Genomic DNA, 25,693 nt, shown 5'->3' with positions numbered 1-25,693 from the left:
TTTATCGATTGGATTCGGGGCTGATTAACCATGCAGGTCAGGGGCTTGCGGGCGTACAGCCCGTCAGTTCATGCGCAGGTTCTGCTGAACCACGGTCAGCATTTCCTGGGCGGAGGCGAACTCGACGGCAACGCCGTTCTGGAAGTGGCGCACCACGCGGGCGCGCATGCGGCCCAGAGTGACGGGCGTGCCCATGGCCGGGCGGACATCGAGTTCGATGGCGGCGCCCGACAGCGAGATATCGATGATCTTGCAGTTGTAGCGGCGGCCATCGTCGAGGACGACGGTCGAGTGCCTGATATCGGGCACCACGCGTTCGTGGCGACGATCCTCGGGCAGATTGAGGATATCCTTGTTGGCCAGCCAGGTGAGCTGGGCCGCCATCTTGTCACGCTTGCGCGGGGAGGCGGCGATATCCATCAGGAAGCCGCCATCCATCTGGTTGAGGATGGTGCCTTCGATACGGCCGATGTGATCGATGTAGGCGATGACCTTTTCGCCCACTACGCCGGCAACTGGCGCAATGACCACGGCATCGCCGGGGGACATTTCAAGCACCTGGCAGGGGAATTCTCGGCGATCGGCCAGCATATAGCGGCCGAGCACGGAAACCTTGACGCGCTGGAACTTGTTGCTGTCGGCGCGGGTGCGGACAGGGGCGATAAACTGCGGTGAGGGAAGTTCGTCTCTGAGCATTCGCCGCACCGCTGAAGCTATTGTGTTTCCACAGCAAGCTAGCGTGTCTTGGTTAACGCATGGTGAGGGAATAGGGGGTTTTGCGCAGCACAGGCCGCGCAAATTGCAGGCTATTTCTTGTCGTTTCGCTTACTGCCTGCCGCCGTCGATAACGGCGAGATGGGCATAGCGGCGAGCGGTGCGACCGTAGACGACGGCGGGCATGGCCAGCGGCGCGGTTTGTGCGCCAAAGGCCACGTCGTTGACGACTTTGGTCGCCACATCGCGAGCGCCGTCATCGAGCGCAACGTCGTCCGGCCAGATCAGGCGCAGGCCGGTGATGCGCTGTTCCATGATCGGCTGAACGCCGAGCCAGTAGGGCTCGTCCAGCGCCGTCATGGCGCCGAGCAGGCGAGTATGGGTCGATCCATTGTGCCGCAGCGGCATCAGGATGGTCTCGAAGCTGACCTTGGTGTGGAGGGCGGTGGTGCCCTGGAACGTGACCAGAGCCACGGCGTGATCCTCGGTAACGGCGCGGATCAGCGTTTCCATCGCATCGCCATCGCGCTCATGCCAGAGCGCCGAGAAGGAGCGCCCCTTGAGCTCGCGGCAATAGCTCGTGCATAGATGGGAGCCGGCAAGGCGGAACGAGAATTTCTCGCTCTCGTCGAGTTCCAGAATAAAGGTATTGGCCAGGGCCTCGCGAATGCGCGTCGGATCGATATCCTTCCGCTCGGGTGCGCTGCGCGACCCGCGAATGGAATTCCAGTAGTCATAGAGCGTTCTGGTGCTCGTTTTTTGCATAGTGTACTCGACCCGCCAACCCACGGTCGGCGCTCCCCCCTAGGAACGCCTCCGCCGCCACCCAACATTGGCAAAACGGAGCGGCAAAAGCGCTCTTAAAGAATAGTTAAGGTTAACGCCGCTGTCCCAATGTGGAAAAGAAGACGGAAGGGCGCGGGGTACCTCGCGAGTCGGAGTGAAGTGATGAGTGAACAAGATCGTCCGCCGCAAGACCTCCAGCATGCTGGGCGTGAGCCGGTGTTTTTGCTGCCGGGTTCGGTGACGGCCGTTATCGGCGTCCTGGTGGCCATTCACCTTGCGTCAACCCTGGTGCTTAACCAGGAGGGTCTGCTGCAGCTGATGTTCTGGTTCGCCTTCCAGCCTGCGCGGATCCTCTATTTTTCCGATGACCCATCCATCGCCATCCCCTTGATCTGGCAGCCTTTCAGCCACGCATTGCTGCATGGCGGGTGGGATCACCTGCTGATCAACTGCGCCTGGTTCGCCATCTTCGCGACGCCGGTGGCGCGGCGCTACGGGGCAGGGCCGATGCTGGCCATATTCTTCATCTCGGCGGCGGCAGGCGCAGCATTGTTCGCCGCAACCTCAATCAATTCAGGGGCTTACCTGATTGGCGCATCCGGCGGTGTCGCCGGACTGACCGGGGCGGCGATCCGCTTCATCTTCCAGCCGGTCATCGTGGCGCAGCATCCCGAGACCGGGCAGCGCATTGTCGTGGGGCGAAAGCTTGCCAGCTTTGGCGACCTGTGGCGCGACAGCCGGGCGCGGATGTTTACCATCATCTGGGTTGCACTCAACGCCGCGGTACCACTGCTGCCGCTGCTCACGGGGCAGCAGGTCGGGGTAGCGTGGCAGGCGCATCTGGGAGGCTTTGCCGCGGGCATCCTGATGGTGGGACTATTCGAGCGGAAGAGCTAGGCGCCGTAAACAGCCTTGGGATCGAACAGGATCGGCAGGCCGGTATCGGCGAGCACTGCCTTGCCACCGTCCAGCGTAGCCCGGCGATAGAAGCAGGATTTGCGGCCAGTATGGCAGCCGGCGCCGCGCCCGGTCTGGTTGACTACCAGCACCATCGCATCCTGGTCGCAATCGGTGCGGAGCTCGACGACCTCCTGCAGTTCGCCTGAGGTCTCGCCCTTTTTCCAGATCTTGCCGCGCGAGCGCGACCAGTAGTGGGCGTTGCCGGTCTCCAGGGTCAGCGCCAGCGCCTGGGCGTTCATATGGGCGACCATCAGCACGTCGTTGCTGCCGGCCTCGACGGTGACGACTGTGACGAGGCCCGCGGCATCGAAACGCGGCGCAAAGGCCGTGCCTTCTTCCAACTGATCGTGGGTCAGGGCGGCGGGATCGGCAAAGAGCTGGGTCATGCCCCTACATACCGCCGGGTGGCCGGCTAATCCAGCCGGATCGGTATCCAGACCTCGACGAGCCCATGGCCGGTTTCGGCGTCATGCTCCGCCCCATAGCGCTCGAAACTCGGTCCGCCGGTTGGAACATGCAGGCTGCCGGGGAAGTACTGCGCCCAGATGGAATAGGCGGTGCGGCGCATGGTGGAGATGTGTCCGGCATGGGCGAAGATGGCGTAGCGCTGGGCCGGGATGTCGATGTAGCCCATGCCTTCATCGAGGTCCGCATTTGGCGAGACCTCGACACCGGCCAGGTAGCCGAAGGAGCAATCCTCCTCGAAATCGGCCACGACGCCATAGGTGAAAGCCCCGATCTGGCCGGGCATGTAGCCGACATGCGGTGCGAACCTTTGCCACAACGACGGGATGCTGTGATTGGTCATGAAGGTATAGCGCTCCGCCAGCCCGGCTATACGCATCGGGCGACAATCCTCGATCCGCGGTTCGGGCAGTTCGACCAGCAGGGTTTCATCGATGCGCAGGGGTTCGACCAGCCGACTGGGATCGGCAACGCCCTGTGCCCGCACCTGTTCCGGAGTTTGGTTGAACTGGTCGCGGAAAGCGCGCGTGAAGGCTTCGTGGGAACCGTAGCCCGCATCGAGTGCGACAGCGAGAATGTCGGGGGCACCGCCGACCAACCTCTCCGCCGCTGTGGTCAGGCGGCGAGCGCGGACGTAGCCCATCACGGAATGGCCAGTCAGCGTGGCGAAGCTGCGCGACAGGTGGAAACGCGAGACACCGCCGACATCGGCGATGTCGTCGAGGGTGATGTCCTCGGCGAAGCGGTTTTCTATGAACCAGACGGCGCGTTCGATGAACTGCATGAATCGCTCGGGCTGTGACGGGCCTTGCCTAGGAGCCTAGCGCAGTCTCTGCTTGATCGCGATTGCGTTTCAGCGCCGGGCCATTCGAGCGTAGCTCTCATGGCCTTCTTGGTTTGAAAGGCTCCACTGGAGCCTTTCATCTGCTGCGCAAATCACCTGCGAAGCATGGCAAAGAAGCGATCCTGCTCGATACGGTCTTCGGCGAAGACGCCCGTAAAGCGATGGGTGATTGTCGATGCGCCGTGGGCGTGAACGCCACGCATGGACATGCACATGTGCTCGGCCTCAAGCATGACCGCCGCGCCACGCGGACCAAGATGCTCGTTGATGGCGTCGATGATTTGCGCCGTCAGGTTTTCCTGCGTCTGCAGGCGGCGGGCGAAGACCTCCACGAGGCGGGCCAGCTTGGAGAGGCCGACGACGCCGTCATGCGGCAGGTAGGCGATATGGGCTTTGCCGATGAACGGCACCATGTGGTGCTCGCAGTGGGAATTGAACGGGATGTCCTTGACCAGCACGATGTCATCGTAGCCGCCGACTTCCTTGAAGGTCTTGGCCAGCGTTTGCTTGGCGTCCTGCTCGTAACCGGCGAAGAACTCGCCATAGGCGCGAGCGACGCGGCCGGGTGTTTCAAGCAGGCCTTCGCGAGTCGGATCATCACCGGCCCAGGCAATGAGGGTGCGGACTGCCGCTTCGGCTTCTTCGCGGGTCGGACGGGGGAAATGGGTGGTCGAGGTGGCGGTGGCGCCGATCGGCTTTGTGAAAGCGTCCATCTAGGTCGGCTCCTTGCGTCTGGTCATTCTACGAGACCATGACGTTTGTGGACCACAGATTGCGACACAACCCTGACAGTCCGACTGGGACGCCCTATATAGGAGCCTGTGACGACGGTCACAAGAAACAGAATTGTGCGGTCCATGGAACTGAGCGATCTCTATTCCCAAAAAATCCTCGACCTTGCGGGAAATGCCCAACAGCCCGGCCGCTTGGTCGAAGCCGACGCCAGTTCGCGCAAGGTGAGCCGGGTTTGCGGTTCGGTGATCGAGGTCGACCTTACCGTTCGGGACGGCGTGATCGCCGACTATGGGCACGAGATTTCGGCCTGTGCACTAGGGCAGACCTCGGCCGCGGTCGTCGCGCGGGAAATCGTCGGGACGCCGGTCGCCGAGTTTCGGCAGGTGCGCGAGCAGATGCATGCCATGCTCAAGGAGAATGGCGCGCCGCCTTCGGGCAAGTGGGGCGACTTGCGCTACCTAGAACCGGTGCGCGAGTATCGCGCCCGGCATGTATCGACGCTGTTGGTGTTCGATGCGGTTGCGGATGCGCTGGAAAAGATCGAGTCGAACCAAGCGGTTGCGGCTGCCGGCTGATGGATCGATTCATTGCCATCGTCTGGCAGGTGGTGGACCTGCCGTTCAAGTTTGCCGCGGTTTTCCTGATCACGGTCTACCGATACACTTTGTCGGCCTTTACCGGCCGGACCTGCAGGCACCTGCCGACCTGCTCGGAATATACGAGCGATGCCATCTGGAAATTCGGCTTCTGGCCGGGCGGCTGGATGGGGCTGGCCCGCTATGTCAGGTGCAGGCCGGGCGGAACACATGGCTACGACCCGGTGCCGGAGGCCATTCCAGCGGCCGCGCGTTGGTACCTGCCATGGTCTTATGGGCGCTGGAAATAATAGCCAATCGTGCTAGACAGGCGCCCTTGTAGTGATTTCCGCTGCATATCATCCATTTCTGGAGACCTAAAATGACGATCAAGGTGACGTTCCCCGACGGTGCAGCTCGCGACTATGCGCGTGGCACCACCGGGACCACCGTGGTCGAAGGCATCTCCAAGAGCCTGGCCAAGAAGACCGTTGCCATGCGCTGGAACGGCGTGCTGTCGGACCTGTCCGACTCGCTCGAAGCAGACGGCAAGATAGAGTTCGTGACGCGTGACAGCGGGTCCAAGGACGTGCTGGAACTGATCCGCCACGATGCCGCGCACGTGCTTGCCGAAGCGGTTCAAGAGCTGTGGCCCGGTACGCAGGTGACGATCGGTCCTGTCATCGAGAACGGCTTCTACTACGACTTCAAGCGTGACGAGCCGTTCAGCGAGGAAGACTTTCCGGCCATCGAGAAGAAGATGGCAGAGATCGTCGATCGCGGTGCAGCCTTCAGCAAGGAAATCTGGACCCGCGACCAGGCTAAGGACTTCTTCCGCACCAAGGGAGAGGCCTTCAAGGTGGAGCTCGTCGACGCCATTCCGGCTGACCAGTCGCTCAAGATGTACAAGCAAGGCCAGTGGATCGACCTCTGCCGCGGCCCGCATATGCGGACCGTCAAGGATGTCGGCATGGCCTTCAAGCTGACCAAGGTGGCGGGCGCCTATTGGCGGGGCGACAGCAACAATCCGGTGCTGAGCCGCATCTACGGCACGGCCTTTGCGACCAAGGAAGAGTTGGAAGCCTATCTCCACATGATGGAGGAGGCCGAAAAGCGCGACCATCGCAAGATCGGGCAGGAGATGGATCTCTACCACTTCCAGCCGGAAGCGCAGGGGTCGGTGTTCTGGCATCCCAAGGGCTATGTGCTCTACAATCAGATGGAGGCCTATATCCGCCGCCGCCTGAGCACGTCGGGCTATGTCGAGGTCAAGACGCCGCAACTGATGAGTTCGAAGTTCTGGGAGGCTTCCGGCCACTGGGGCAAGTACCGCGAAAACATGTTCGTGGTGCCTGACGAAGTGCCGGGGACGGAAGAGGAAGGTCCGGTGTTGTCGGGCAAGAGCGACCTGATGGCGCTCAAGCCGATGAACTGCCCGGCCCATATCCAGATATTCAACCAGGGCATCAAGAGCTACCGTGATCTGCCTCTGCGAATGGCAGAATTCGGCTGCTGTCATCGCAACGAAGCGCATGGTGCCCTGCATGGGCTGATGCGCGTTCGCCAGATGACGCAGGACGACGCGCATATCTTCTGCCGCGAGGACCAGATCCAGAGCGAGACCGAGCATTTCGTGCACCTGCTCTATTCGGTCTATGGGCACATGGGCTTCGACAATGTCGTCATCAAGCTGGCGACGCGGCCGGAGAAGTTCGGTGGCACCATCGAGCGCTGGGATGCGGCCGAGAAGGCGCTGGGCGATGCCCTGCGCGCGACCGGCTATGACTTCGAGATCGCCGAGGGCGAAGGCGCGTTCTATGCGCCCAAGCTCGAATTCCACCTCAAGGACGCCATCGGGCGTTCCTGGCAGGTGGGGACGCTGCAGCTCGACTACGTGCTGCCGGAACGTCTGGACGCGACTTATGTCGCCGAGGATGGCTCGCGCCAGTATGTGGTGATGCTGCATCGCGCGATCCTGGGTTCGCTCGAGCGCTTCATCGGCATGATGATCGAGAGCTATGCCGGCAAGATGCCGATGTGGCTGGCCCCGACCCAGGTCGTCGTCGCGACCATCGTGTCGGAGGCGGATGAATACGCCCAGAAGCTGGTGAGCCAGTTGCGGGCGGCGGGCATTCGCGCCGATCTCGACATGCGCAACGAGAAGATCAACTACAAGGTGCGCGAGCATTCGGTGGGCAAGACCCCGCTGATGTTCGTGGTGGGCCGTCGCGAAGCCGAGGAGGGTACCGTTTCGGTGCGCCGCCTCGGTAGCGAGGGCCAGAAGGTGGAGCCGTTCATGGATGCTCTGGTCGCACTCATGGCTGAAGCCACCGCACCCGATCTTAAGGCAGCGAAGGCATCCTAATGCCGCAGCGCCCGTCCAATCGCGAGATCAAGGCCCTGACGCATCTCGGCGAAGAGAATGCGTTGGGACCAGGCGACTTCAAGGATATCGGCGAAAAGGTCTTCGCCGGTATGCTGAAGAAGGGCTGGGTGATCGAGGCAGAGGGCCTGCCTGGCAAGTATCGGGCAACCGTCAAGGGGCTCACGATCCACGAGGGCGAAATCATCTTCGCGGGTCGGTACCGGAACTAGTAAGGAGCGGGGATGGCTGATCCCATTGTCATCACCCGCTCCATTTCCATCGATCCATCCGAGATCGAGGAGAGTTTCGTTCGTGGTACCGGCGCCGGTGGGCAGAATGTCAACAAGGTGTCGAGCGCGGTGCAGCTGCGCTTTGACCTGGCCAATTCTCCTAACATTCCCGAAGCGATGAAGCGGCGCGTGGCGGTGCTGGCCGGCAAGCGGCTGACCAAGGATGGCGTGATCGTCATCATCGCCAATGGACACCGCGACCAGCCGATGAACCGGGCCGACGCACTGGAGCGCCTTGTAGGCCTGCTGGTGGCCGGCTCGCATGTGCCCAAGCCGCGTGTTGCCACCAGGCCGACGCTGGCTTCCAAGCGCCGGCGCCTTGACGGCAAGGCTATTCGCGGCGTGGTGAAACGTCATCGCAGCGTCAAGCCGGACGTAGAGTGATGGCCATCTCTTGCAGCATTGACTTGGCTACGTGTCGAAGCGATGTGGTCGTTGGTCGACCGGTGCAGGGAACATAAATGCGGGTTTTCGTTACCGGGACGGCCGGGTTCATTGGCTATCATCTGGCCCGGCGTCTGCTCGATGAGGGGCACACGGTCATAGGCTTTGATGCCGTCACCGACTATTACGATGTTGCCCTGAAGCGCGGGCGGCTGGCCGAGTTGGCGCGATATGCCGGCTTCACCAGTATCGAAGGCTGGCTGGAGGATGCCGACCTGCTCGCCGCGTCGCTGCAAGGCGCCGATGCCGAGGTCGTCGTGCATCTTGCTGCCCAGGCGGGAGTGCGGTTCAGCATAGAGCAGCCTCAAAGCTATGTCGGGGCCAATCTAGTGGGCACCGGCAACCTGCTGGAGGCCGCGCGCGCCAGCAAGCCGGCGCATCTGCTGTTCGCGTCGTCCAGTTCGGTCTATGGCGGCAATATTAAGGTGCCGTTCTCGGAGCTGGATGCGGCGCATACGCCTATCTCGCTCTATGCGGCGACCAAGAAGGGTGGGGAGGCGATGGCGCATGCCTATGCGCATCTGTTCGATATGCCCACGACCTGCCTGCGCTTTTTCACCGTCTATGGACCTTGGGGGCGGCCGGATATGGCGCTGTTCAAGTTCGTGGCGGCGATCCTTGAGGGGCGGCCGATCGACATCTATGGCGGTGGTGAGATGCGGCGAGACTTCACCTATATCGACGACCTCATTGAGGCGGTGATGCGCATCATTCCCAAGGGGCCGGTCGTCGGTGAGCGTGTCGAGGGCGACTCTCTATCGCCGGTTGCGCCCTATCGTTGCGTCAACCTGGCGGGCGGGCACCCAGAGCCGCTAATGGACTTTGTTGCGGCGATTGAGGCGGCGCTGGGGCGAAAGGCCGATAGCCGGTTCCTGCCGCTGCAAGCAGGCGATCCCCGAGAGACCGCGGCCGATGTTGGGCTGCTGCGCCGCATCGTGGGCGATCTACCCCATACGCCAATTGATACCGGCATTGCACGTTTTGTGGCTTGGTATCGCCAATACCACAGCCTATGACCGGCAGAACGTAGCACAACCAGAGAGATAGCGGTGTCTCAGTCCAGTCTCAAATTCGGAACCAGTGGCCTGCGCGGGCTTGCCGTGGAGCTCGAAGGGCAGGCGGCGCGGCGCTACACCGCGGCGTTTCTGCGGCATATGCAGGGGCTCGGCCAACTGGGTGGGGGCAAGCTGTTCCTGGGGCGGGATTTTCGTCAGTCTAGCCCCGCCATAGCCAAGGATTGCGCGGCTGCGATCGTCGAGTTCGGGCTCGAGGCCGTCGACTGCGGGACGATTCCGACGCCAGCTTTGGCCTACCATGCCATGGCCGCCGGATGCGGGGCGATCATGATCACCGGCAGCCATATTCCATCGGACCGGAATGGGCTCAAATTCTATGTTCCATCGGGCGAAATCAGCAAAGCCGATGAGGCCGGGATACTGGCGGCGCTGACCGATGAAGCAGTTCCCGACAGTTCTCGTCCGCTGAGCGACGAGGCCTCCGCCGCCGTGGAGCGCTACGTTGACCGGTTTGCCACCCTGCTGCCTTCGGGCACCCTTGCGGGCATGCGCATCGGTGTGTTCGAGCATTCCACCGTGGCGCGCGACCTTCTCACGCGTATCCTCAGGCTGGCGGGGGCCGCGACGGTGAGCCTCGGTCGTACCGACACTTTTGTGGCTGTCGATACCGAAGCATTTGGCGATGCGGTGTTTGCGCCGCTCCAGGGGTGGATCGCCAGCGAAAAGCTGGACGCGATCGTCTCCGCCGATGGCGATGGTGATCGGCCGCTGTTGATGGACGGCGATGGCGCCTTCGTGCGCGGCGACGTGCTGGGCCTGCTGGCGGCACGGTTCCTCGGCGCCCGGACCGTGGTGACACCCGTCACCTCCAATTCGGCGATCGAACGCACCTGCTTCTTTGCCAATGTGATCCGCACCAAAGTCGGTTCGCCCTTCGTCGTGGCGGCGATGGAGCAGCACCATGATGGCGTGGTGGGTTTCGAAGCCAATGGCGGCACCTTCGTCGGCGACGGCATCGCCGTCGATGGGCAGCCGCTGACGCCACTTCCAACGCGCGATGCGGTGCTGCCGTTGCTTTGCGCGCTGGGGTTAGCGGCGCGGCAGTGCAGGCGGGTTGATGAGATCGTTGCGGAACTGCCACTGCAGCATGCCATCGCCGATCGGCTTCAGGATGTGCCCGGCGAGCGCAGCGGGGATTTTCTCAAGCGACTGGAGGCGGATCGCGAGTTTGCCGAGGCATTCTTTGCGCCGCACGGCATTGCCGGCTTGTCGACCATAGATGGGCTGCAATTCCGTACGCAATCGGGCGACATGGTGCATTTCCGTGCCTCGGGCAATGCGCCCGAACTGCGCTGCTATGTCGAGGGTAGTTCGCCTGAAGTCGCTCAGAGCCTGCTGAACTGGGCGATGGCTGCGGCTGCCAAACAGGTCCGCTGAAACGATCGGGGCCGCTCGAAAGCGGCCCCTTGTGTCTTACTTGGCTGTCGCGTCGATCGTGACCTTGCCGATCAGCACCGTCGGATCGCTCTCTGCCGCCATGAAGTCCATTAGCCCGAGGCCGGGTGCTTCTTTTGCGGTCAGCTCGATGATGAGCTGCTTGGCCTGGCCGCTGACGAAGCTGCTGACGGCGCCACCAACCTTCTGGGCTTCGGCTGCACCGGCAAGCATGCCGACGATTGTCCCTTCGGCGAGGCCGGCGAAGACCGGACGCATCTGTTCCGCTGTGCCGCCCTGATCGGCGGCAACGCGCGCCAGGATGATGTCGGACAGACCCGCATCGGTCACGTCGACCTTGAGGTTGGCGATGGCGATGCCCATTGCCGCGGCCATCATCTCGTTCTGGTCGGTAGCGAACAGCGCTTCGGTCGCGTTGGCGATGGTGCCGCTGAGGAGGACCGTGGCGAGATCGGCGCCGGTGACCGAGACTTCGTCCACTGAGATGGTGTTCTCGGCCTCGTTCCAAGATGCATCGACAGTGAAGCCAGCATCGACACTGGTGATGCCCAAAGCCAGCAGTTGCTGGACCTGCTCGTCGTCGGAATCCTCGGGTAGATCGACAACGATGTTGCTACCCGTGGTCAGGATGTCGCTGGGAATGCCGTTGACATACTCAGCCAGGGAAAGATCGAACGCGCCGATGCTGGCCGTGATGCGACCGCCTTCGGTCTCGGGATCTGGAACGTCGATATCGAGGCCGTCAAAGGAGAAGCCGGCGAAGGCCGGAATGAGTGACCGGGCATTCGCTACAAACCAGGCTTCGTCGAGGGCTTCCGGTGCGGCCTCAATGGCTGCGATGGGGCCCGACAGGTCCATTTCCTTGAATGTGGCACTGCCCAGGCTGACCGCGCCGTCGCCCTCGACGGCGATTTCGACACCCTCAACCGAGAAGGCGGGGTAAACGCCGGGAGTCCAGGGGCCCATCGTAAAGCTGCCAACCGCGATGGTTAGGGGGCGGCCCTCGTCGTCCGTGCCGCTGCAGTCGACGCCAGAATACTTCACTTCCGACATTTCGAAGGCGGTCAGTACGTCAGCATACATCCGGAGCAGGGCGCCAAGCGTCTCGGGCGAAGGCGTCTCAGTTTCCGACAGCGTGCTAACCAGTTGCATCATCTCAGGGACCGAGTAGTTGAACGGCCTTGCCTTGAATTCGCCAGCAGTCGCGGGATTGAGAGTGCAATCGATCTGCGGATAGGACAGCGAACCGCCTTCCATGGTGAAATCGCTGTAGATGGTCTGGAATTCGCCCGGTTCGACATTATCGACCAGGCCAAGAACGCCGAGCAATGCTCCGATATTAAAGTCGCTCATGGTGAAGGCGTCGTAGGACCCGCTACCGGCTTCACCAACATCGAACGTTGCCGAGGCGACGCTGACAGAGCCGGCTACGCCATCGGCCACATCGGCAAATACCAGGTCGCTCATGACGAAGCCGACCGTCGTGGTTTCCCCGTCGACTGTATTGGTGGCGTTGATGGTGATTTCGGGAATGGTGATGCTGGTGGCGGTCAAGCCGGCAAGGTCTTCGGCATTGTCGATGACATTTCCGGCGAAAATTTCGCGCAGCGTTTCATCGTCGACGTTGGAGTCCACTGCATCGATCGTTGGGATAGCGACGGAAAATTCGGCGGCGGTGGCTACGGCGGGCGTTTCCGCCGGTGCTTCGACTGAGGGCTCGGCCTTGGTCTTGGACTTCTGGGCCCAGGCGGCTGTCGTTGGCAAGGCCACGCTCAATAGGCAGGCTGCGGCAAGCGCTCCAAGGCGGCGCCGGGACGTCGTGCTGGTCTGCATTCTGGTTTCTCCCGCTATCGGTTCGGGCGCAATCTGGGCTATCGGACCGTTACCTTCAATAGGCAAACGGCGGCGGCATGCATCACTTCGCTTGCCAGCCGCCATGGCCCGCGCAATATAGCGCCAACAGTCCAACAACCGGCGGGCCATGTCGTGTCGTCAGCTCCATTAGCCAAGCTTTTGTCGGCCGTTGCCGTTACGCTGGTTTTGGGGCAGGGCGCCCTGGCGCAGAGTTCCGCAAAACTCGGGTCGCCGGCGACAGCTGCGTCGGTGATTGCGGCACCTGCACCCGATCCAGGCAGCCTGTTCAGTTTTGCCACCGCTATTGGTACGACGCATCGTTTCGAGGTTGTCGGAGCGACCCGCGGTGGCATCTGGGGTGATGGCACCTATACCAGTGACTCTGTGTTGGCCGTTGCCGCCGTCCATGCCGGCTTGCTCGAGCCCGGGCAGAGCGGCATCGTGACAGTGGAGATCGTCGACGGCCTGCCGGCATATGCCGGAAGCGAACGGCATGGGGTAACCAGCCTGTCCTATGGCGCCTGGGATGTTGCCTACAAGCTGACAGGGGTCGAGCTGCTTGGCGACGTAGCACTGCCCGATCCAGGTGACCTATCGGGGTATCGGGGCCAGCACGGCACGATCCTCAAATTCGAAGTCACCGGTTCCACCACAGGTTCGCTCTGGGGCGATGGTCCCTATACTGACGATTCAAAACTGGCCGTCGCAGCGGTGCATGCTGGCGTGCTCCGGCCGGGTGAGACCGGCGTGGTAACGGTGGAAATCCTGCCGGGCCAGGCGAGCTATGGTGCGTCGACTGCCAACGGGGTGGTTAGCGGGACATATGCCAGCTGGGCTGGCAGCTTCCGCATCGTGCTGCCTGAGAGAAGCAAGGTTTGGACCAAGCTCTCCAACTAATAGACGCTGGTCAGCACTTCGATTTCGCGCGGCGAACCGGCCTGCACCTGGAACTCGCGGTTGAACACCTGCTCGCCCTGCTTGGCCAGCACGAGATAGTCGCCCTCAGCCAGAACAGTCGAGGGGAAGGCACCCAGATTGGTAAAGACGGTGGCGCCGTCCGAGGTCTTGACCGTCCATTCAACGTCGGCAATCGCCTCGCCGCCTTCTTCGGACACCAGCTTGAACGATACCTGCGCGGCGTGATGATAGAGGGTCGCATCGGTCAGCTGGCCGGGTTCGACGCGCAGATCGGCGCGGACAACGGCGTTGATGTCACCGAAATGCGAGATGATGTGGTAAGTGCCGGCGTTGAGCGTGATGATGTCGTTGGCCAGCAGGCCCTCGGCGATCATGGTGCGGTTGGCTTCGTCACCGCCGGTGAAAATATCAAACCTCAGCAGTGATGGTGGGATCGGCACGTCACCGGTCACCGCCGAATTGAGCCGCAGGGCGCCTGCTTCGAGCACGAAGCTTTTCTCGTTGGCACCGGGTACGACCGACATGGTCTCGCTGATCTGGGCGCGGCCATAGGCGACATGCACGACATACTCACCAGGCGGCAATTCGATCTTGGCTGCGCCTTCGTCGGATTTGGCCACCAGTGCAAGCTCGCCGCTGGCATCGGGCGTCGTGTCGAAGATACGCCAGACCAGGCCGTCGGGGATCGGAGCGCCTTCCGGCGTGATACGCGCCGTGAGCGACACGGGCTGTGGCGCCGAGGTTACGGAATTGATGGCGTCGGTAGCTGGCGTGTCGGTGCCGGCGACTGGCGGTGTGGTGCTTGGCGGGAGCATTGCCGGATCAGGGCGGGGGCGTGGCATGGGCGGCATTTCCGCCGTAGCTTCCTGCGCGGATACCGGCGTCACGGCCGATGGCGCCGCCAGACCGGCAAAAGCCAGAACAATCAGCAGGGCCAGTTTCTGTCGCAAACGCATCTGGTCCCCTATGGTCCGCTGCTACGCCGTTGAATCGATTGCCAGCTTAGCCGGCCATTTGGGAGAAGCTGTGTCACAGAGCCAGCGCGATGAAAACAGCGCAATCTCGTGAGCGACAGATTTTGTCGCGGCATCGCGTCGGTTCTGGCGTGGGGACGGCAATATGGCTATTGCTCTGGCACCAAACGGAGACTCGCTATGCCCGCCAATCCCGCCTTGCGCGATTACCTGTTGACCCGCCGCTCCGTGGGCATAGCCTTCCTTAAGGAGCCCGGGCCGAATGCGGCGGAACTCGAGCAGATCCTCACCATCGGAACGCGGGTGCCCGACCACGGCAAGATCACGCCGTGGCGGCTGGTGGTTATCGACGGCGACAATCGCGCCAAGGCCGGCGCGGCTTTGGCCGAGATCGCGGCGCGCAACACGCCTGGGCTCGACGAGGCCAGCCTCGAGATCGAGCGCCAGCGCTTCCTGCCCTCGCCGCTGACCATCGGCGTGATCTCGTCGCCGCAGCCGCACCCCAAGGTGCCAGAATTTGAACAGCTGCTATCGGCCGGCAATGTTGCCTTCAACCTCGTTCACGCCGCCCATGCCCTCGGCTTTGCCGCATCGTGGGTGACGCGTTGGTATGCGTTCGACCAGGCTGCCGCAACAATGCTGGGTGCACGCGGCGGCGAGCGTTTTGTCGGCTTCGTGCATATCGGTACGCCCACCGTTGCGGTCGAGGATCGGCCGCGTCCGGCACTGTCCGATATCGTCAGCACTTGGGCCCCGAACGGTTAACCTTCTGTTAACTATATGCAGTCTTATGCTAACAAAACGTAAAGCCGGGGATCGAGCCCACCCATGGGCGTCACGCCTATCAATGTACCACAAAGCTTGGCCTATGTGCTGACCGCTGCGGGTGACCGCAACGGCGTCGATTTCGACTATCTGCTGCAGACCGCCATCCGCGAAAGCAGCCTCAATCCGGCAGCCAAAGCCCAGACATCCTCGGCGACCGGGCTGTTCCAGTTTCTCGAAAGCACCTGGCTACAGGTGATGAAGCAAGAGGGGCCGCGGCTCGGCTACGAGCAGTATGCCCAGCAGATCCAGCGGAACTCGGAGGGCGATTACTACATCGCCGATCCAACGGTGAAGGCGCAAATCCTCAAGCTGCGCGAGGATCCACAGGTTGCATCCGACCTGGCAGCCGCTTTTACAAAGTCCAACGGTGACTATCTCCAGGCCCGCTTCGGCCGAATGCCGAGTGCAGGCGAGCTTTACATTGCGCATTTCCTGGGGGCGCAGGGGGCCGAACGGATGTTCACCGCGGGGCTCGCCAATCCCGACCAGGTGGCGGCAGACCTGTTTCCCAAACAGGCGTCGGCAAACCGGGCGATCTTCTATTCGGACGGCCACGCCCGCACCATCAGGGAAGTCTATCGCGTGTTGGTGTCAAAGCACGAGGCAGGCGATACCAATGCCACCTTCGCGGCCCAGCAAATTGCGGGGGAAGCCGTAGCGCCGATCGCGGTGGCACCTGTGGTCCCGTCGCGCTTCTCGCCGGAGAATATGTCGTTCACCGGCCTCTTCAAGACCGAGCCCGAGCCGCTTCTGCCTGACATTACCAATGGCGGCGATGGCGGGGCGTTTTTTACCCAGCTTTACGCGCAGTAACGATCTGCGCCGATCATCGATTTATGGTGAACCGTTCCTTAAATCTTCCTGCTTAGGGTGATCTTCGCCGGTGTGCGGAGGGCAGTATGGTTGCGTATCAGGAGTTCGTGTCACTTTCCCAATCGCTCGACAGCGAGGAACGTGGCAGCGCTGCTCATCTCTCGGCTCTCGCCTATCTCAAACACGTCGGACCTGCTGATGAACAGGCGGCGCTCTATGCGGCGCTGATCGGTTTTCTCGACGATCCCTCGGTGAAGGTGCGTGCGGCTTTGGCCTATGGCCTGTTGCACTCCACCGCTGCACCCCGCCCGATCATGCTGGCGCTGCTGCATGACAGCGCGGTTATCGCGCGGGCCGTGCTGCAATATTCGCCGGTCTTGATCGATGCGGACCTGATCGGCCTAGTAAAGACTCTCGATATCGCCATGCTGTTGTCGGTCGCGCAGCGCACGACGCTTAGCCCACGTCTCGCAGCGGCATTGGTGGCGCGGCAGGACAGGCAATTGACGCTGCGTCTGGTTCGGCGCCATGACGTGGCTCTGGGCGATGCCCTGCTAGCTGGTTTAGCTCAGTCACATGGTGGCGATCCGGATATGCGCGGGGCTCTGCTGGGGCGCCGCGATCTGCCCGCTGCGGCGAGGCTACTGCTGGTGCAGAAGGTGACCGAGGCCTTGCGTGAAGCGCGCATCGTCAAGGGTGCGCTGCCTGCCGATCGGTTGGGCCGCATCCTGCGGGATAGTGCTGATACGGCGCTGTCGGCCATCGGTGAGCGCGAAGCCAGCCGATTCAGCCCGGACTATGTGTCCGACCTCGTACTGACAGACCGGATCAATACCCGTGTGCTGCTGCACGCAGTGGTCACGGGGCATGTGATGTTTTTCGCCGACTGCCTTGCCGAACTTGCCCAGGCGCCCCGCGCCAAGGTATTCGCGCTGCTCGAAAGCGGCAGCCGGTCGGCTCTCAATGCCTTGCTGACCCGGTGCGGCCTGGGTGATGGCGTGCGCAATCTGCTGGCGCGCCTGGTGATGCACGCGCGTGCCAGCGATCTCGCCGATGACGCTGCGGCCCGCCACTATGTGGTGACGGCGCTGACAGAGGAACTGATCGCCGAACATGACGGCGTCATTCCGGATGAGCTTGAGGAGGCTTTCGCCTATCTCAGCGAGCAAAACATTCTGCTGGCCCGCAAAGCAGCCCGGGGCGTGATGGCGGCCTTTGCCCTTGAGGCGGTGTCGCCCATGGCGCTGCCCTATGACGGTGAGCCTGAGCGGCTGGCGCTACCGGCCGCCTAGTAGCGAAACTGTTCGGTCAACACGCGCTCTTCGAGGCTCGTGCCGGGATCGAAGAGCAGCGTCACGCCGCGCGAGCGATCCTCGCGTACGGTCACTTCCAGCACATTCTGGAACTCGACATTGTCGGCGACCGCGCTCACCGGCCGCTTTGCGGCCTCCCGAGTGATGAACTTGACCACCGCTCGGTTGGAAAGAATGGCCCCGCGCCAGCGACGCGGGCGGAACGGGGAAATCGGCGTGAGGGCGAGCAGCGGGGCCTCGATGGGGATGATCGGCCCGTGTGCGGAGAGATTGTAGGCCGTCGATCCGGCGGGTGTCGAGAGCAGGGCGCCGTCGCAGATCAGTTCCTCCAGCCGCGTCTCGCCATCCACCACGATCTGCAACTTGGCCGCCTGGTAGGTCGTGCGGAACAGCGAGACCTCATTCAACGCCAGCGCGGTTTGCACATTGCCGGAGGTATCGACCACTTCCATCGAGAGCGGGTAGATGCGGGTGCGCTGTACTGCCCGCAGGCGGGTATCCAGATCGTCCTCTGAGAAGACGTTCATCAGAAAGCCGACCGAGCCAAAGTTCATGCCATAGACCGGGATTCCGGTTTTCATGGCGCGGTGCAAGGTTTGGAGCATGAGGCCGTCGCCACCCAGCGCAACCACCACATCGGCAGTTTCCAGCGTGTAGTCGCCGTAGCGAGCCTTGAGGCGCGCCGCCGCGGTGTCCGCTTCCGGGGTGCCGTTGGTGACAAAACAGATGCGGTCAGCGGGTTGGCTGGACAAGGTCGTCTCCGGAAATGACGCGACTGCCTAGCATGGGTCGCAGGCGGGCGCCATCAAAGCCGCAGCCTCAACGCGACGGCGGGAGTGCAGGGAGGTTGCGTAACGGTGGGTTTGTGGCCGAGACTTTAGGGTGCCTGCCCGGCCCAATAAATGCAAAATATCGCTATTTATCAACAGTAAATTTTTGCGTACTATTTGTACGCGGCGCTGTTGAATATTGAAAAACTGGCGTTTTTGCATGAGTATTAATACAAATAGGGTTGTTACTAATAGAAAATTGTTTGACGAAGGGCGCGTTGGCGAAGAATCTTTTGTCAGAAGCTCTTCTGATCTCGAAGGGCCCGTCTCTTTTGCCATCGACAGGTCCGGCCTGCCGTTGCGCTTTTCTGGAATACGACCGCAAAGCGTGCAGAGAACGGTAGCTCGATCGGTCCGCTTGGTCGTGAAGCGATCTGGGGATATCGGCATCGCAGCGCTGGGGCTGCTGACGCTCTCTCCTCTCTTTGCACTTGTCGCATTGGCAGTTGTCCTGGAATCGCCCGGACCGGTGTTCTTTCGGCAAATGCGGGAAGGGCTGAATGGTCGGCTGTTTCCGACCTACAAGTTCCGCTCAATGCGGGCCGGCGAGTGCGATGCGAGCGGCCTAAACTTCACCGTTGCCAGCGACAAACGGGTAACGAGGCTAGGGGCTTTCTTGCGCCGGACCAGCATCGACGAACTGCCGCAACTGGCCAATGTGCTGCTCGGGCACATGTCAATGGTTGGGCCGCGTCCGCATGTCCCGGGCATGTTGGCTGCAGGCGGCGTGTACCGCGATTTCGTGCCTTACTACGATGATCGGCTCACCATGCTGCCCGGCATTACCGGTTGGGCGCAGGCCAATGGCTATCGTGGCGACGTGTCCGACCCGGCGCTCGCCCAGATGCGCATCGACCATGATATTGCCTATATCCAGAACTTCTCCCTGTGGCTCGACCTGCGGATCATCGTCACGACGTTGCGGCGCGAGTTCATCAGGGGAAGTGGTGTGTGACCGCTTTCCCGCCGGAGGTGTTCCTACAGTCGGGGCATAGATTTCTCCGAACGACCTTGAATGTGGCAGCGCTTTCTGGCGTGGCGCTTGACTTGTGACGGGCGGAAAGCCAATTGCGGAGGGCTATTATTTGGGCTGGCTGGCTGCCGCGGAAAGAGATCGAAAAGTCGATGGTGATTGAAGAACTCCTCGCCGTGGCCATTGCTGCCGGCGCTGAAATTCTCCGCATCTACGACACGGATTTTGCGGTTCGCGTTAAGGACGACAGCTCGCCCGTGACCGAGGCTGACGAGGCCGCGGAAGCCATCATCGTTGAGGCGCTTGGGCGCCTGGCCCCTGATGTTGCCATTGTCGCCGAAGAGGCCGCTTCTGCGGGGCAGATTCCAGCGACGGACAAGAGTTTTTTCCTGGTTGACCCGCTGGACGGCAGCAAGGAATTCATCACCCGCAATGGCGAGTTTACAGTCAATATCGGGCTGATCGAAGACGGAGCGCCGGTATTGGGCGTGGTCTATGCGCCAGCGCTTGGGCGCATCTGGTGGGGCGCCCGTGAGAGCGGCGCTTTCCATGGGCGAGTTCTTGGCCGGGCCATCAGCGACAGCCAGCCGATCCGCGTGCGCGGTAGCGCAGGGACAGGACTGGATGTCGTCGGCAGCCGCTCACATGGCGGCAGCGATGTCGATGGCTGGCTGCAACGCTTTCAGGTCTCGCGCTTCATAGCTGCAGGCTCATCGCTCAAATTCTGCCTCGTTGCGTCAGGTGAGGCCGACCTCTATCCACGCCTGGGCCGAACCATGGAATGGGATACCGCCGCGGGCGATGCCATTCTGCGCGCCGCAGGAGGCCGGGTGGAAACACTGCTTGGCGACCTGTTGTGTTATGGAAAGCGCAACCAGGCGCATGACACCGATTTTGCCAATCCACATTTCGTGGCGTTTGGCGATCCCGCCTTGGCCTGACCGGCCTGTTTCTGGAGTTGACGACATGAATGAGCGGATGACCCACCTGCGGGCGCTCGAATCGGAGAGCATTGAAATCCTGCGCGAGGTCGCGGCGAGCTTCGAACGTCCGGTCATGATGTATTCGATCGGCAAGGATTCGAGCGTTCTGTTACATCTGGCGCGCAAGGCCTTCTATCCGTCGCGCATTCCGTTCCCGCTGCTCCACGTCAATACGACCTGGAAGTTCAAGGAAATGATCGCCTTCCGCGACCGGATGGCGGATCAGTTCGGCTTCGACCTTATCAGCCATACCAATCCCGAGGGATTGGCCAATAATATCAATCCGTTCGACCATGGCTCGTCGCGCTATACCGACATCATGAAGACACAGGCGCTACGGCAAGCACTGGATGCCGGCCGCTACGACGCGGCTATCGGCGGGGCACGGCGCGACGAGGAAAAGTCGCGCGCCAAGGAGCGCATCTTTTCGCACCGCAATGCGCAGCATGCCTGGGATCCGAAGAACCAGCGTCCCGAACTCTGGCGGGTGTTCAACACCAGGCTCAATCCCGGCGAAAGCATGCGGGTGTTCCCGATCTCCAACTGGACCGAGCTCGACGTGTGGACCTACATCTACGCCGAAAATATCGAGCTGCCGTCGCTGTATTTTGCCAAGAAGCGCCCGGTCGTCGAGCGCTCCGGTACGCTCATCATGGTCGATGACGACCGCATGCCGCTCAACCCAGGCGAGACGCCCAAGGATATGATGGTGCGCTTCCGGACCCTGGGTTGCTACCCGCTGACCGGGGCGATCGAATCCACGGCGGCGACGCTGCCGGAGATCATCATGGAAATGCAGGCCAGCCGCACCTCGGAGCGCGAGGGCCGCCTCATCGACAGCGACTCCGTCGGGTCGATGGAAAAGAAGAAGCAGGAAGGTTATTTCTGATGTCCGTGGCCATGCCCCTTACCCCCGATACCGATATCGGCCTGTGGCTCCAGCAGCAGACCAACAAGTCGCTCCTGCGTTTCTTGACCTGCGGCAGTGTTGATGACGGAAAGTCGACACTGATCGGACGACTGCTCTATGACAGCCAGCTCATTCTCGATGACCAGTTGGCGAGCCTGAAGAAGGAAAGCCACAACCGCATGGTTGGCGACGAGGGCATCGACTTCTCGCTGCTGGTGGATGGCCTGGTGGCCGAGCGCGAGCAAGGCATCACCATCGACGTGGCCTATCGGTTCTTTTCGACCGACAAGCGCAAGTTCATCGTCGCCGATACGCCCGGCCACGAGCAGTATACCCGCAACATGGCGACCGGCGCGTCCAATGCCGACCTGGCGCTGTTGCTGATCGATGCCCGCAAGGGCGTGCTAACGCAGAGCCGTCGCCATAGCTTCATCCTGTCGCTGATTGGGGTGAAGCATGTGGTTCTGGTGGTCAACAAGATCGACCTGGTGGACTATAGCCAGGAGGTCTTCGACAAGATCGTCGCCGAATATACCGACTTTGCCAAGACACTGGGCTTCAAGACGCTGACGGCCGTTCCGGTCTCGGCTTTGCGCGGCGACAATATCGTTGCGAGCAGCGACCGTACGCCCTGGTACGACGGCCTGCCGCTGGTGCCGTATCTGGAACAGATCGACATTTCGGAAGACCGCACCGGGCAGAAGATGCGCTTCCCGGTGCAGTGGGTGAACCGTCCGAACCTCGATTTCCGCGGATTCTCCGGCACCGTGGCGTCGGGTACCGTCAAGGTAGGCGATGAAGTGCTGGTGGCCGCATCGCGCAAGCCGGCCGTGGTGGCGCGTATCGTCACCCTGGATGGCGACAAGCAGGCGGCAATTGCCGGGGAGGCGGTGACGCTGACGCTTGATCGTGAGGTCGACATTTCGCGTGGCGACGTGCTGAGCCATGCCGGGGAGACGCCCGAATATTCCAACCAGTTTCAGGCCCGTGTGGTCTGGATGGCGGAAGATCCGGCGCAGCCGGGGCGCTCCTATCTGCTCAAGGTTGGTTCGCAGGTCATTCCGGCCTCGATCACCAATCTGAAGTTCAAGACCAACGTCAACACACTCGAACAGAGCCCGGCACGCATGCTGGAGCTCAACGAAGTCGGCACGGTGACGATTTCGACGGACAAGCCGATCGCGTTCGATTCGTATGTCGAGAATGGCCTCACCGGTGGCTTCATCCTGATCGATCGAATCAGCAACAAGACGCTAGGCGCCGGCACGATCGATTTCGGGCTGCGGCGCGGCCAGAACCTGACCTACCAGACCTTCGACGTGAACCGTGATGTACGCAGCCAGATGAAGGGGCAGACGCCGCGGATCGTCTGGTTCACCGGCCTCTCGGGTTCGGGCAAGTCCACTATCGCCAACCTGCTGGAGAAGCGGCTGACGGCCGAGGGTAAGCATTGCTATATTCTCGATGGCGACAATGTCCGCCATGGCCTCAACAAGGATCTGGGCTTCACCGAGACCGACCGCATCGAAAACGTCCGCCGCGTGGCCGAAGTAGCGCGACTGATGGCCGATGCGGGCCTGGTCGTCCTGGTGTCCTTCATCTCGCCGTTCCGCAACGAGCGACGCACGGCCCGCGAGATTGCCGGCGATGTTGAGTTCGTCGAGGTCTATGTCGATACGCCGCTCGAAGTGGCCGAGAAGCGCGACCCCAAGGGTCTCTATGCCAAGGCGCGCGCCGGTGAACTGAAGAACTTCACCGGCATCAGCAGCCCGTTCGAAGTGCCCGAGCACGCCGACATCGTGCTCAAGGGCGGCGAACGCGAACCACCGGAATTGGCAGACCAGCTGTACGACTATCTGGTCCGCTAAACGCAAAAGCAAAGGGCTTGGCAGGAAACCGCCAAGCCCTTCAAGTTCTGGTGCCGGCAACAGGGTTCGAACCCGTGACCCCCTGATTACAAATCAGGTGCTCTACCAACTGAGCTATACCGGCGACTGCGGCCATCTAGCATTGAAGGGCGGGCGCTGCAATACGCCTGCCGCGAAGACCTCATGCGCGTCCGAATTCGTCGGAAATGCGGATGATGTCGTCTTCGCCAAGATAGGAACCGGTCTGAACCTCGATCAGTTCCAGCTCGATCTTGCCGGGATTGGCCAGGCGGTGGACGCAGCCAAGCGGCAGGTAGATGGACTGGTTCTCGCTGAGAACCGTGACTGTGCCATCGACCGTCACCTCGGCGGTGCCGCGGACGACGACCCAGTGCTCGGCTCGATGGTGGTGCTTTTGCAGGCTCAACTTCTTGCCGGGTTTGACGAACAGTTTTTTGACCTGAAAGCGCTCGCCGGCGAGGATCGATGAGTAGCCACCCCATGGGCGGTACGCCGTTTTGTGGATTTCGGTAAGGCCAGTGGTGACCGGGTCGGCGCGCAATGTCTTGACCACGGCGCCGATTCTCTGAGCCTGGCTGAGCCTCCCCACGAAGACAGCATCATTGGTGGCGATGACGGCGACGTCGTCCAGGCCGCTGACGACGATATGGGCATGATCGCTGACCACCAGCGACTGGCTGACGCCGTCGAGAGTCACCGGGCCCTGGACCACGTTGTGCGCATCATCGTGGGTGCCGTTCTTCCATACGGCATCCCAGCTGCCCAGGTCGGACCAGGCGAAGTCGACGGCCACGACCGAGGCGGCGTCGGTCTTTTCAAAGATGGCATAATCCACCGAGATGTTTGGGGCCGTGGCAAAGGCCGCCTCGTCGAGGCGGATGAAATCGAGGTCGACCTTGGCTGCGGCGACCGAAGCGCGGGCGGCCGCCAGCGTGTCCGGCGCGAGGGCGGCGCATTCGTGCAGGAAAGCGCCAGCGCCAATCATGAACATGCCGCTGTTCCAGAAGTAGCCACCTTCGGCCAGCATCTGCTCGGCGCGTGCCACGTCGGGCTTTTCGACAAAGCGCTCCACCGGGACGACCCCTCCACCGACAGTGGCATTGGCCTTGACGTAGCCGAAGCCGGTTTCAGCGTGGGTGGGCATGATGCCGAAGGTGACAAGCCGACCAGCCTCCGCAGAAGCGGCGGCTTCGCTTATGGCGTTGCGATATCCTGCATCGACCGTCACCTGGTGGTCGGACGGCAATATGTGGAGGATCGCGTCGGGACCAAACTTGTCGCTGGCAAAGGCAGCCGCAGCGGCGATGGCGACGGCCGTGTTGCGAGCAATTGGCTCAAGCAGCACGCCGGCTACGGCGATACCGGCTTCAATGCTTTGTTCGGCAACGATGAAGCGGTATTCCGAGTTGGTGATGACGATTGCAGGGGCATAGACGCTGGGATCGGCGACCCGTTGCAAGGTCTGCTGGAACAGGCTTGTCGCTCCGGTGAGCGGAAGGAATTGCTTGGGGCGGGCAGCCCGCGACATTGGCCACAGCCGGGTGCCTTGCCCGCCAGCGAGAATGACGGGGACGATCAGCTTGGACATGGGGAAACTCGCAACAATTTGACGGCAGCGAAACGCGCTGCGGCCATGGGAGTTCAACAGAAATTCGCGAGTATTTGCTTAAAGATGGTCAGCGATCTAAAAGCTGCGGCTATCGTTTGCAGGAGCGCTAGCGCCGGGCGCCGAGAATGCGGGAGCGAACCATCTTCGTGCGATGCCGACGCAGGTCGTGCCGAACGGTCAGGACAAGAACCAGGACTATGGCGGACGATACGGCGAGCATTTGGTCGAATTCCTGTTGGACGACACGAGTACTCTAGCCGCAACAGCTTAAGGCCATGCTTCGACAAGAGGTGAATCTTTCGTCACCAGAGCGGTTTAACATCGGCGCTCGCTGGTCCAGGGCGACGCTGCTAAGGTTTGCCAAGTGGAGGATTTGATGGAACTGGCACATAACGCCTTCAAGGCCGCACTCAAGGCGGGCAAATCTCAATTGGGTATATGGAGCAGCCTGGTCAGTCCCATGGTTGCAGAAATTCTAGGCCAGTCGGCCTTCGACTGGATATTGTTCGATGCAGAGCATTCCCCCGTCGACCTAGCCGGGCTCTATCCGCTGCTGCAGGCTTGCGCCAGCGGCAAGGCGCATGCCGCAGTACGGCCACCGTGGAACGACATGGTGATGGTCAAGCGCGTCCTTGATATGGGAGCTCAGACCGTGCTGTTGCCGTTCGTGCAGAACCCTGCAGAGGCGGCCGCGGCGGTCGCCAGCACGCGCTACCCACCTGATGGCGTTCGCGGCGTCGCGGTAGCGACACGAGCGGGCGGCTATGGCCGTCGTACGGGTTATCTGACCCGCGCCGGCGACGATGTCTGCACCCTTGTGCAGGTCGAAACTGCGGAGGCCTTGGCGCAACTCGATGCCATAGCGGCGACGCCGGACCTCGATGGCGTGTTCATCGGGCCATCCGACCTAGCCGCGTCGATGGGATATCTCGGTCAGCCGGGACATCCGGAAGTGCAGGCGGCAATCCAGGCCGCCGTCAAGACCATTCTGGCGCAGGGCAGGGCGCCGGGCATTCTGGCACTGACTGCCGCCGATGCGCGGCGCTACCTCGACTGGGGCTATCTCTTCGTGGCCTGTGGCCTCGATATCCGTCTCCTGGTGCAGGGTGTGGATGCGCTGCATAACGAGGTCACCCGATAGATGCTATGT

General features: G+C 61.9%; 26 protein-coding genes and 1 tRNA gene. 17 read left to right on the top strand and 10 right to left on the bottom strand.

Annotated elements, in window-relative coordinates; genetic code table 11:
- Nucleotides 1-63: 63 nt before the first annotated feature.
- Both IM737_RS04080 and IM737_RS04075 read right to left on the bottom strand, forming a co-directional pair.
- Nucleotides 64-696 carry a PilZ domain-containing protein gene (locus tag IM737_RS04080; protein WP_236898533.1) on the bottom strand — a complete coding sequence of 211 codons (633 nt, stop codon included), beginning with the start codon at nt 694-696 and terminating at the stop codon, nt 64-66.
- 129 nt (nt 697-825) lie between these two features.
- Complete coding sequence (locus IM737_RS04075) at nt 826-1,479, bottom strand: PAS domain-containing protein (RefSeq protein WP_236898531.1); 654 nt, start codon at nt 1,477-1,479, stop codon at nt 826-828.
- A gap of 183 nt (nt 1,480-1,662) precedes the next feature.
- On the opposite strand from IM737_RS04075, the gene IM737_RS04070 reads away from it, so the two are divergent.
- On the top strand, nt 1,663-2,397 hold the full coding sequence (locus tag IM737_RS04070; protein WP_236898529.1) for a rhomboid family intramembrane serine protease: 735 nt from the start codon (nt 1,663-1,665) through the stop codon (nt 2,395-2,397).
- On the opposite strand, the gene hisI is transcribed toward IM737_RS04070, so the two are convergent.
- The 3 genes from hisI to folE form a co-directional block, all read right to left on the bottom strand.
- Nucleotides 2,394-2,846: a phosphoribosyl-AMP cyclohydrolase gene (gene hisI / locus IM737_RS04065; RefSeq protein ID WP_236898526.1), complete on the bottom strand. Its 453-nt coding sequence runs from the start codon at nt 2,844-2,846 to the stop codon at nt 2,394-2,396. The two genes, IM737_RS04070 and hisI, sit on opposite strands and share 4 nt — an antisense overlap.
- Before the next feature lie 26 nt (nt 2,847-2,872).
- Nucleotides 2,873-3,709, bottom strand: a complete 837-nt coding sequence (locus tag IM737_RS04060) for an AraC family transcriptional regulator (RefSeq protein WP_236898525.1) — start codon at nt 3,707-3,709, stop codon at nt 2,873-2,875.
- 152 nt (nt 3,710-3,861) lie between these two features.
- Nucleotides 3,862-4,482, bottom strand: a complete 621-nt coding sequence (gene folE, locus IM737_RS04055) for a GTP cyclohydrolase I FolE (protein WP_236898523.1) — start codon at nt 4,480-4,482, stop codon at nt 3,862-3,864.
- Nucleotides 4,483-4,626: 144 nt separating this feature from the next.
- On the opposite strand from folE, the gene IM737_RS04050 reads away from it, so the two are divergent.
- The 7 genes from IM737_RS04050 (at nt 4,627) to IM737_RS04020 (ending at nt 10,631) form a co-directional block, all read left to right on the top strand.
- Nucleotides 4,627-5,079: an iron-sulfur cluster assembly scaffold protein gene (locus IM737_RS04050; protein WP_236898521.1), complete on the top strand. Its 453-nt coding sequence runs from the start codon at nt 4,627-4,629 to the stop codon at nt 5,077-5,079.
- Nucleotides 5,079-5,390, top strand: a complete 312-nt coding sequence (yidD, locus tag IM737_RS04045; protein ID WP_236898519.1) for a membrane protein insertion efficiency factor YidD — start codon at nt 5,079-5,081, stop codon at nt 5,388-5,390. Before IM737_RS04050 ends, yidD begins: the two co-directional genes overlap by 1 nt.
- A gap of 71 nt (nt 5,391-5,461) precedes the next feature.
- Nucleotides 5,462-7,444: a threonine--tRNA ligase gene (gene thrS, locus IM737_RS04040; protein WP_236898517.1), complete on the top strand. Its 1,983-nt coding sequence runs from the start codon at nt 5,462-5,464 to the stop codon at nt 7,442-7,444.
- Complete coding sequence (locus IM737_RS04035; protein ID WP_236898515.1) at nt 7,444-7,674, top strand: hypothetical protein; 231 nt, start codon at nt 7,444-7,446, stop codon at nt 7,672-7,674. The genes thrS and IM737_RS04035 overlap by 1 nt, the downstream gene beginning before the upstream one ends.
- Before the next feature lie 12 nt (nt 7,675-7,686).
- On the top strand, nt 7,687-8,118 hold the full coding sequence (gene arfB, locus IM737_RS04030; RefSeq protein WP_236898514.1) for an alternative ribosome rescue aminoacyl-tRNA hydrolase ArfB: 432 nt from the start codon (nt 7,687-7,689) through the stop codon (nt 8,116-8,118).
- Nucleotides 8,119-8,195: 77 nt separating this feature from the next.
- Complete coding sequence (locus IM737_RS04025) at nt 8,196-9,194, top strand: NAD-dependent epimerase/dehydratase family protein (RefSeq protein ID WP_236898512.1); 999 nt, start codon at nt 8,196-8,198, stop codon at nt 9,192-9,194.
- Nucleotides 9,195-9,227: 33 nt separating this feature from the next.
- Nucleotides 9,228-10,631, top strand: a complete 1,404-nt coding sequence (locus tag IM737_RS04020) for a phosphomannomutase (protein ID WP_236898510.1) — start codon at nt 9,228-9,230, stop codon at nt 10,629-10,631.
- Nucleotides 10,632-10,667: 36 nt separating this feature from the next.
- Here IM737_RS04020 and IM737_RS04015 read toward each other — a convergent pair whose 3' ends face one another.
- A complete protein-coding gene (locus tag IM737_RS04015) occupies nt 10,668-12,482 on the bottom strand; it encodes a hypothetical protein (protein WP_236898508.1) in 1,815 nt (604 codons plus the stop codon).
- A gap of 153 nt (nt 12,483-12,635) precedes the next feature.
- Between IM737_RS04015 and IM737_RS04010 the strand changes: the two genes are divergently transcribed.
- Complete coding sequence (locus IM737_RS04010; protein ID WP_236898506.1) at nt 12,636-13,400, top strand: LCCL domain-containing protein; 765 nt, start codon at nt 12,636-12,638, stop codon at nt 13,398-13,400.
- Here the strand turns inward: IM737_RS04010 and IM737_RS04005 are convergent.
- Nucleotides 13,397-14,377, bottom strand: a complete 981-nt coding sequence (locus IM737_RS04005; RefSeq protein ID WP_236898504.1) for a hypothetical protein — start codon at nt 14,375-14,377, stop codon at nt 13,397-13,399. The genes IM737_RS04010 and IM737_RS04005 overlap by 4 nt on opposite strands.
- A 198-nt stretch (nt 14,378-14,575) precedes the next feature.
- Here IM737_RS04005 and IM737_RS04000 point away from each other — a divergent pair, with 198 nt between their 5' ends.
- From IM737_RS04000 to IM737_RS03990, 3 genes are all read left to right on the top strand, one after another.
- A complete protein-coding gene (locus IM737_RS04000; RefSeq protein WP_236898502.1) occupies nt 14,576-15,160 on the top strand; it encodes a nitroreductase family protein in 585 nt (194 codons plus the stop codon).
- Between the two features lie 63 nt (nt 15,161-15,223).
- Nucleotides 15,224-16,036, top strand: coding sequence for a transglycosylase SLT domain-containing protein (locus IM737_RS03995; protein ID WP_236898500.1), 813 nt, complete (start codon nt 15,224-15,226; stop codon nt 16,034-16,036).
- An 86-nt stretch (nt 16,037-16,122) separates the two neighbouring features.
- On the top strand, nt 16,123-17,328 hold the full coding sequence (locus IM737_RS03990; protein ID WP_236898498.1) for a DUF2336 domain-containing protein: 1,206 nt from the start codon (nt 16,123-16,125) through the stop codon (nt 17,326-17,328).
- Here IM737_RS03990 and IM737_RS03985 read toward each other — a convergent pair.
- The gene (locus IM737_RS03985; protein ID WP_236898496.1) at nt 17,325-18,101 is read right to left on the bottom strand and encodes an NAD kinase; all 777 of its coding nucleotides are present in this window, start codon (nt 18,099-18,101) and stop codon (nt 17,325-17,327) included. The two genes, IM737_RS03990 and IM737_RS03985, sit on opposite strands and share 4 nt — an antisense overlap.
- 238 nt (nt 18,102-18,339) lie before the next feature.
- Between IM737_RS03985 and IM737_RS03980 the strand changes: the two genes are divergently transcribed.
- The 4 genes from IM737_RS03980 to cysN all read left to right on the top strand — a co-directional run bounded on the left by IM737_RS03980 (nt 18,340) and on the right by cysN (nt 22,913).
- Entirely contained in the window at nt 18,340-19,134 is a 795-nt protein-coding gene (locus tag IM737_RS03980; protein ID WP_236898495.1) for a sugar transferase, read from the top strand.
- A 170-nt stretch (nt 19,135-19,304) separates the two neighbouring features.
- Nucleotides 19,305-20,093 carry a 3'(2'),5'-bisphosphate nucleotidase CysQ gene (gene cysQ / locus IM737_RS03975; protein ID WP_236898494.1) on the top strand — a complete coding sequence of 263 codons (789 nt, stop codon included), beginning with the start codon at nt 19,305-19,307 and terminating at the stop codon, nt 20,091-20,093.
- Nucleotides 20,094-20,118: 25 nt separating this feature from the next.
- The gene (gene cysD / locus IM737_RS03970; protein ID WP_236898493.1) at nt 20,119-21,024 is read left to right on the top strand and encodes a sulfate adenylyltransferase subunit CysD; all 906 of its coding nucleotides are present in this window, start codon (nt 20,119-20,121) and stop codon (nt 21,022-21,024) included.
- Nucleotides 21,024-22,913, top strand: a complete 1,890-nt coding sequence (gene cysN, locus IM737_RS03965) for a sulfate adenylyltransferase subunit CysN (RefSeq protein ID WP_272906543.1) — start codon at nt 21,024-21,026, stop codon at nt 22,911-22,913. The genes cysD and cysN overlap by 1 nt, the downstream gene beginning before the upstream one ends.
- Nucleotides 22,914-22,961: 48 nt before the next feature.
- Here cysN and IM737_RS03960 read toward each other — a convergent pair.
- A tRNA-Thr gene (locus tag IM737_RS03960) sits at nt 22,962-23,037 on the bottom strand.
- 57 nt (nt 23,038-23,094) lie between these two features.
- Nucleotides 23,095-24,522, bottom strand: a complete 1,428-nt coding sequence (locus IM737_RS03955) for a mannose-1-phosphate guanylyltransferase/mannose-6-phosphate isomerase (RefSeq protein WP_236898492.1) — start codon at nt 24,520-24,522, stop codon at nt 23,095-23,097.
- Between the two features lie 397 nt (nt 24,523-24,919).
- Here IM737_RS03955 and IM737_RS03950 point away from each other — a divergent pair, with 397 nt between their 5' ends.
- The gene (locus tag IM737_RS03950) at nt 24,920-25,684 is read left to right on the top strand and encodes an HpcH/HpaI aldolase family protein (protein ID WP_236898491.1); all 765 of its coding nucleotides are present in this window, start codon (nt 24,920-24,922) and stop codon (nt 25,682-25,684) included.
- Nucleotides 25,685-25,693: the final 9 nt, after the last annotated feature.

The organism is Devosia sp. SL43, assembly GCF_021729885.1.
Lineage (GTDB): Bacteria > Pseudomonadota > Alphaproteobacteria > Rhizobiales > Devosiaceae > Devosia.
The sequence above is the reverse complement of the archived record's forward strand: the minus strand, read 5'-3'. Positions and strand labels throughout refer to the sequence as shown.

Bases quoted from the DNA above. Each gene is read 5' to 3' on its own strand.
- IM737_RS03980 (WP_236898495.1), top strand. From the start codon at position 18,340: ATGAGTATTAATACAAATAGGGTTGTTACTAATAGAAAATTGTTTGAC.
- IM737_RS04060 (WP_236898525.1), bottom strand. From the start codon at position 3,709: ATGCAGTTCATCGAACGCGCCGTCTGGTTCATAGAAAACCGCTTCGCC.
- folE (WP_236898523.1), bottom strand. From the start codon at position 4,482: ATGGACGCTTTCACAAAGCCGATCGGCGCCACCGCCACCTCGACCACC.
- thrS (WP_236898517.1), top strand. From the start codon at position 5,462: ATGACGATCAAGGTGACGTTCCCCGACGGTGCAGCTCGCGACTATGCG.
- IM737_RS04000 (WP_236898502.1), top strand. From the start codon at position 14,576: ATGCCCGCCAATCCCGCCTTGCGCGATTACCTGTTGACCCGCCGCTCC.
- IM737_RS04015 (WP_236898508.1), bottom strand. From the start codon at position 12,482: ATGCAGACCAGCACGACGTCCCGGCGCCGCCTTGGAGCGCTTGCCGCA.
- IM737_RS04035 (WP_236898515.1), top strand. From the start codon at position 7,444: ATGCCGCAGCGCCCGTCCAATCGCGAGATCAAGGCCCTGACGCATCTC.
- cysN (WP_272906543.1), top strand. From the start codon at position 21,024: ATGTCCGTGGCCATGCCCCTTACCCCCGATACCGATATCGGCCTGTGG.
- yidD (WP_236898519.1), top strand. From the start codon at position 5,079: ATGGATCGATTCATTGCCATCGTCTGGCAGGTGGTGGACCTGCCGTTC.
- cysD (WP_236898493.1), top strand. From the start codon at position 20,119: ATGAATGAGCGGATGACCCACCTGCGGGCGCTCGAATCGGAGAGCATT.
- IM737_RS03990 (WP_236898498.1), top strand. From the start codon at position 16,123: ATGGTTGCGTATCAGGAGTTCGTGTCACTTTCCCAATCGCTCGACAGC.
- IM737_RS04080 (WP_236898533.1), bottom strand. From the start codon at position 696: ATGCTCAGAGACGAACTTCCCTCACCGCAGTTTATCGCCCCTGTCCGC.
- hisI (WP_236898526.1), bottom strand. From the start codon at position 2,846: ATGACCCAGCTCTTTGCCGATCCCGCCGCCCTGACCCACGATCAGTTG.
- IM737_RS03950 (WP_236898491.1), top strand. From the start codon at position 24,920: ATGGAACTGGCACATAACGCCTTCAAGGCCGCACTCAAGGCGGGCAAA.
- IM737_RS04070 (WP_236898529.1), top strand. From the start codon at position 1,663: ATGAGTGAACAAGATCGTCCGCCGCAAGACCTCCAGCATGCTGGGCGT.
- arfB (WP_236898514.1), top strand. From the start codon at position 7,687: ATGGCTGATCCCATTGTCATCACCCGCTCCATTTCCATCGATCCATCC.
- cysQ (WP_236898494.1), top strand. From the start codon at position 19,305: ATGGTGATTGAAGAACTCCTCGCCGTGGCCATTGCTGCCGGCGCTGAA.
- IM737_RS03955 (WP_236898492.1), bottom strand. From the start codon at position 24,522: ATGTCCAAGCTGATCGTCCCCGTCATTCTCGCTGGCGGGCAAGGCACC.
- IM737_RS04025 (WP_236898512.1), top strand. From the start codon at position 8,196: ATGCGGGTTTTCGTTACCGGGACGGCCGGGTTCATTGGCTATCATCTG.
- IM737_RS03995 (WP_236898500.1), top strand. From the start codon at position 15,224: ATGGGCGTCACGCCTATCAATGTACCACAAAGCTTGGCCTATGTGCTG.
- IM737_RS04050 (WP_236898521.1), top strand. From the start codon at position 4,627: ATGGAACTGAGCGATCTCTATTCCCAAAAAATCCTCGACCTTGCGGGA.
- IM737_RS04005 (WP_236898504.1), bottom strand. From the start codon at position 14,377: ATGCGTTTGCGACAGAAACTGGCCCTGCTGATTGTTCTGGCTTTTGCC.
- IM737_RS04075 (WP_236898531.1), bottom strand. From the start codon at position 1,479: ATGCAAAAAACGAGCACCAGAACGCTCTATGACTACTGGAATTCCATT.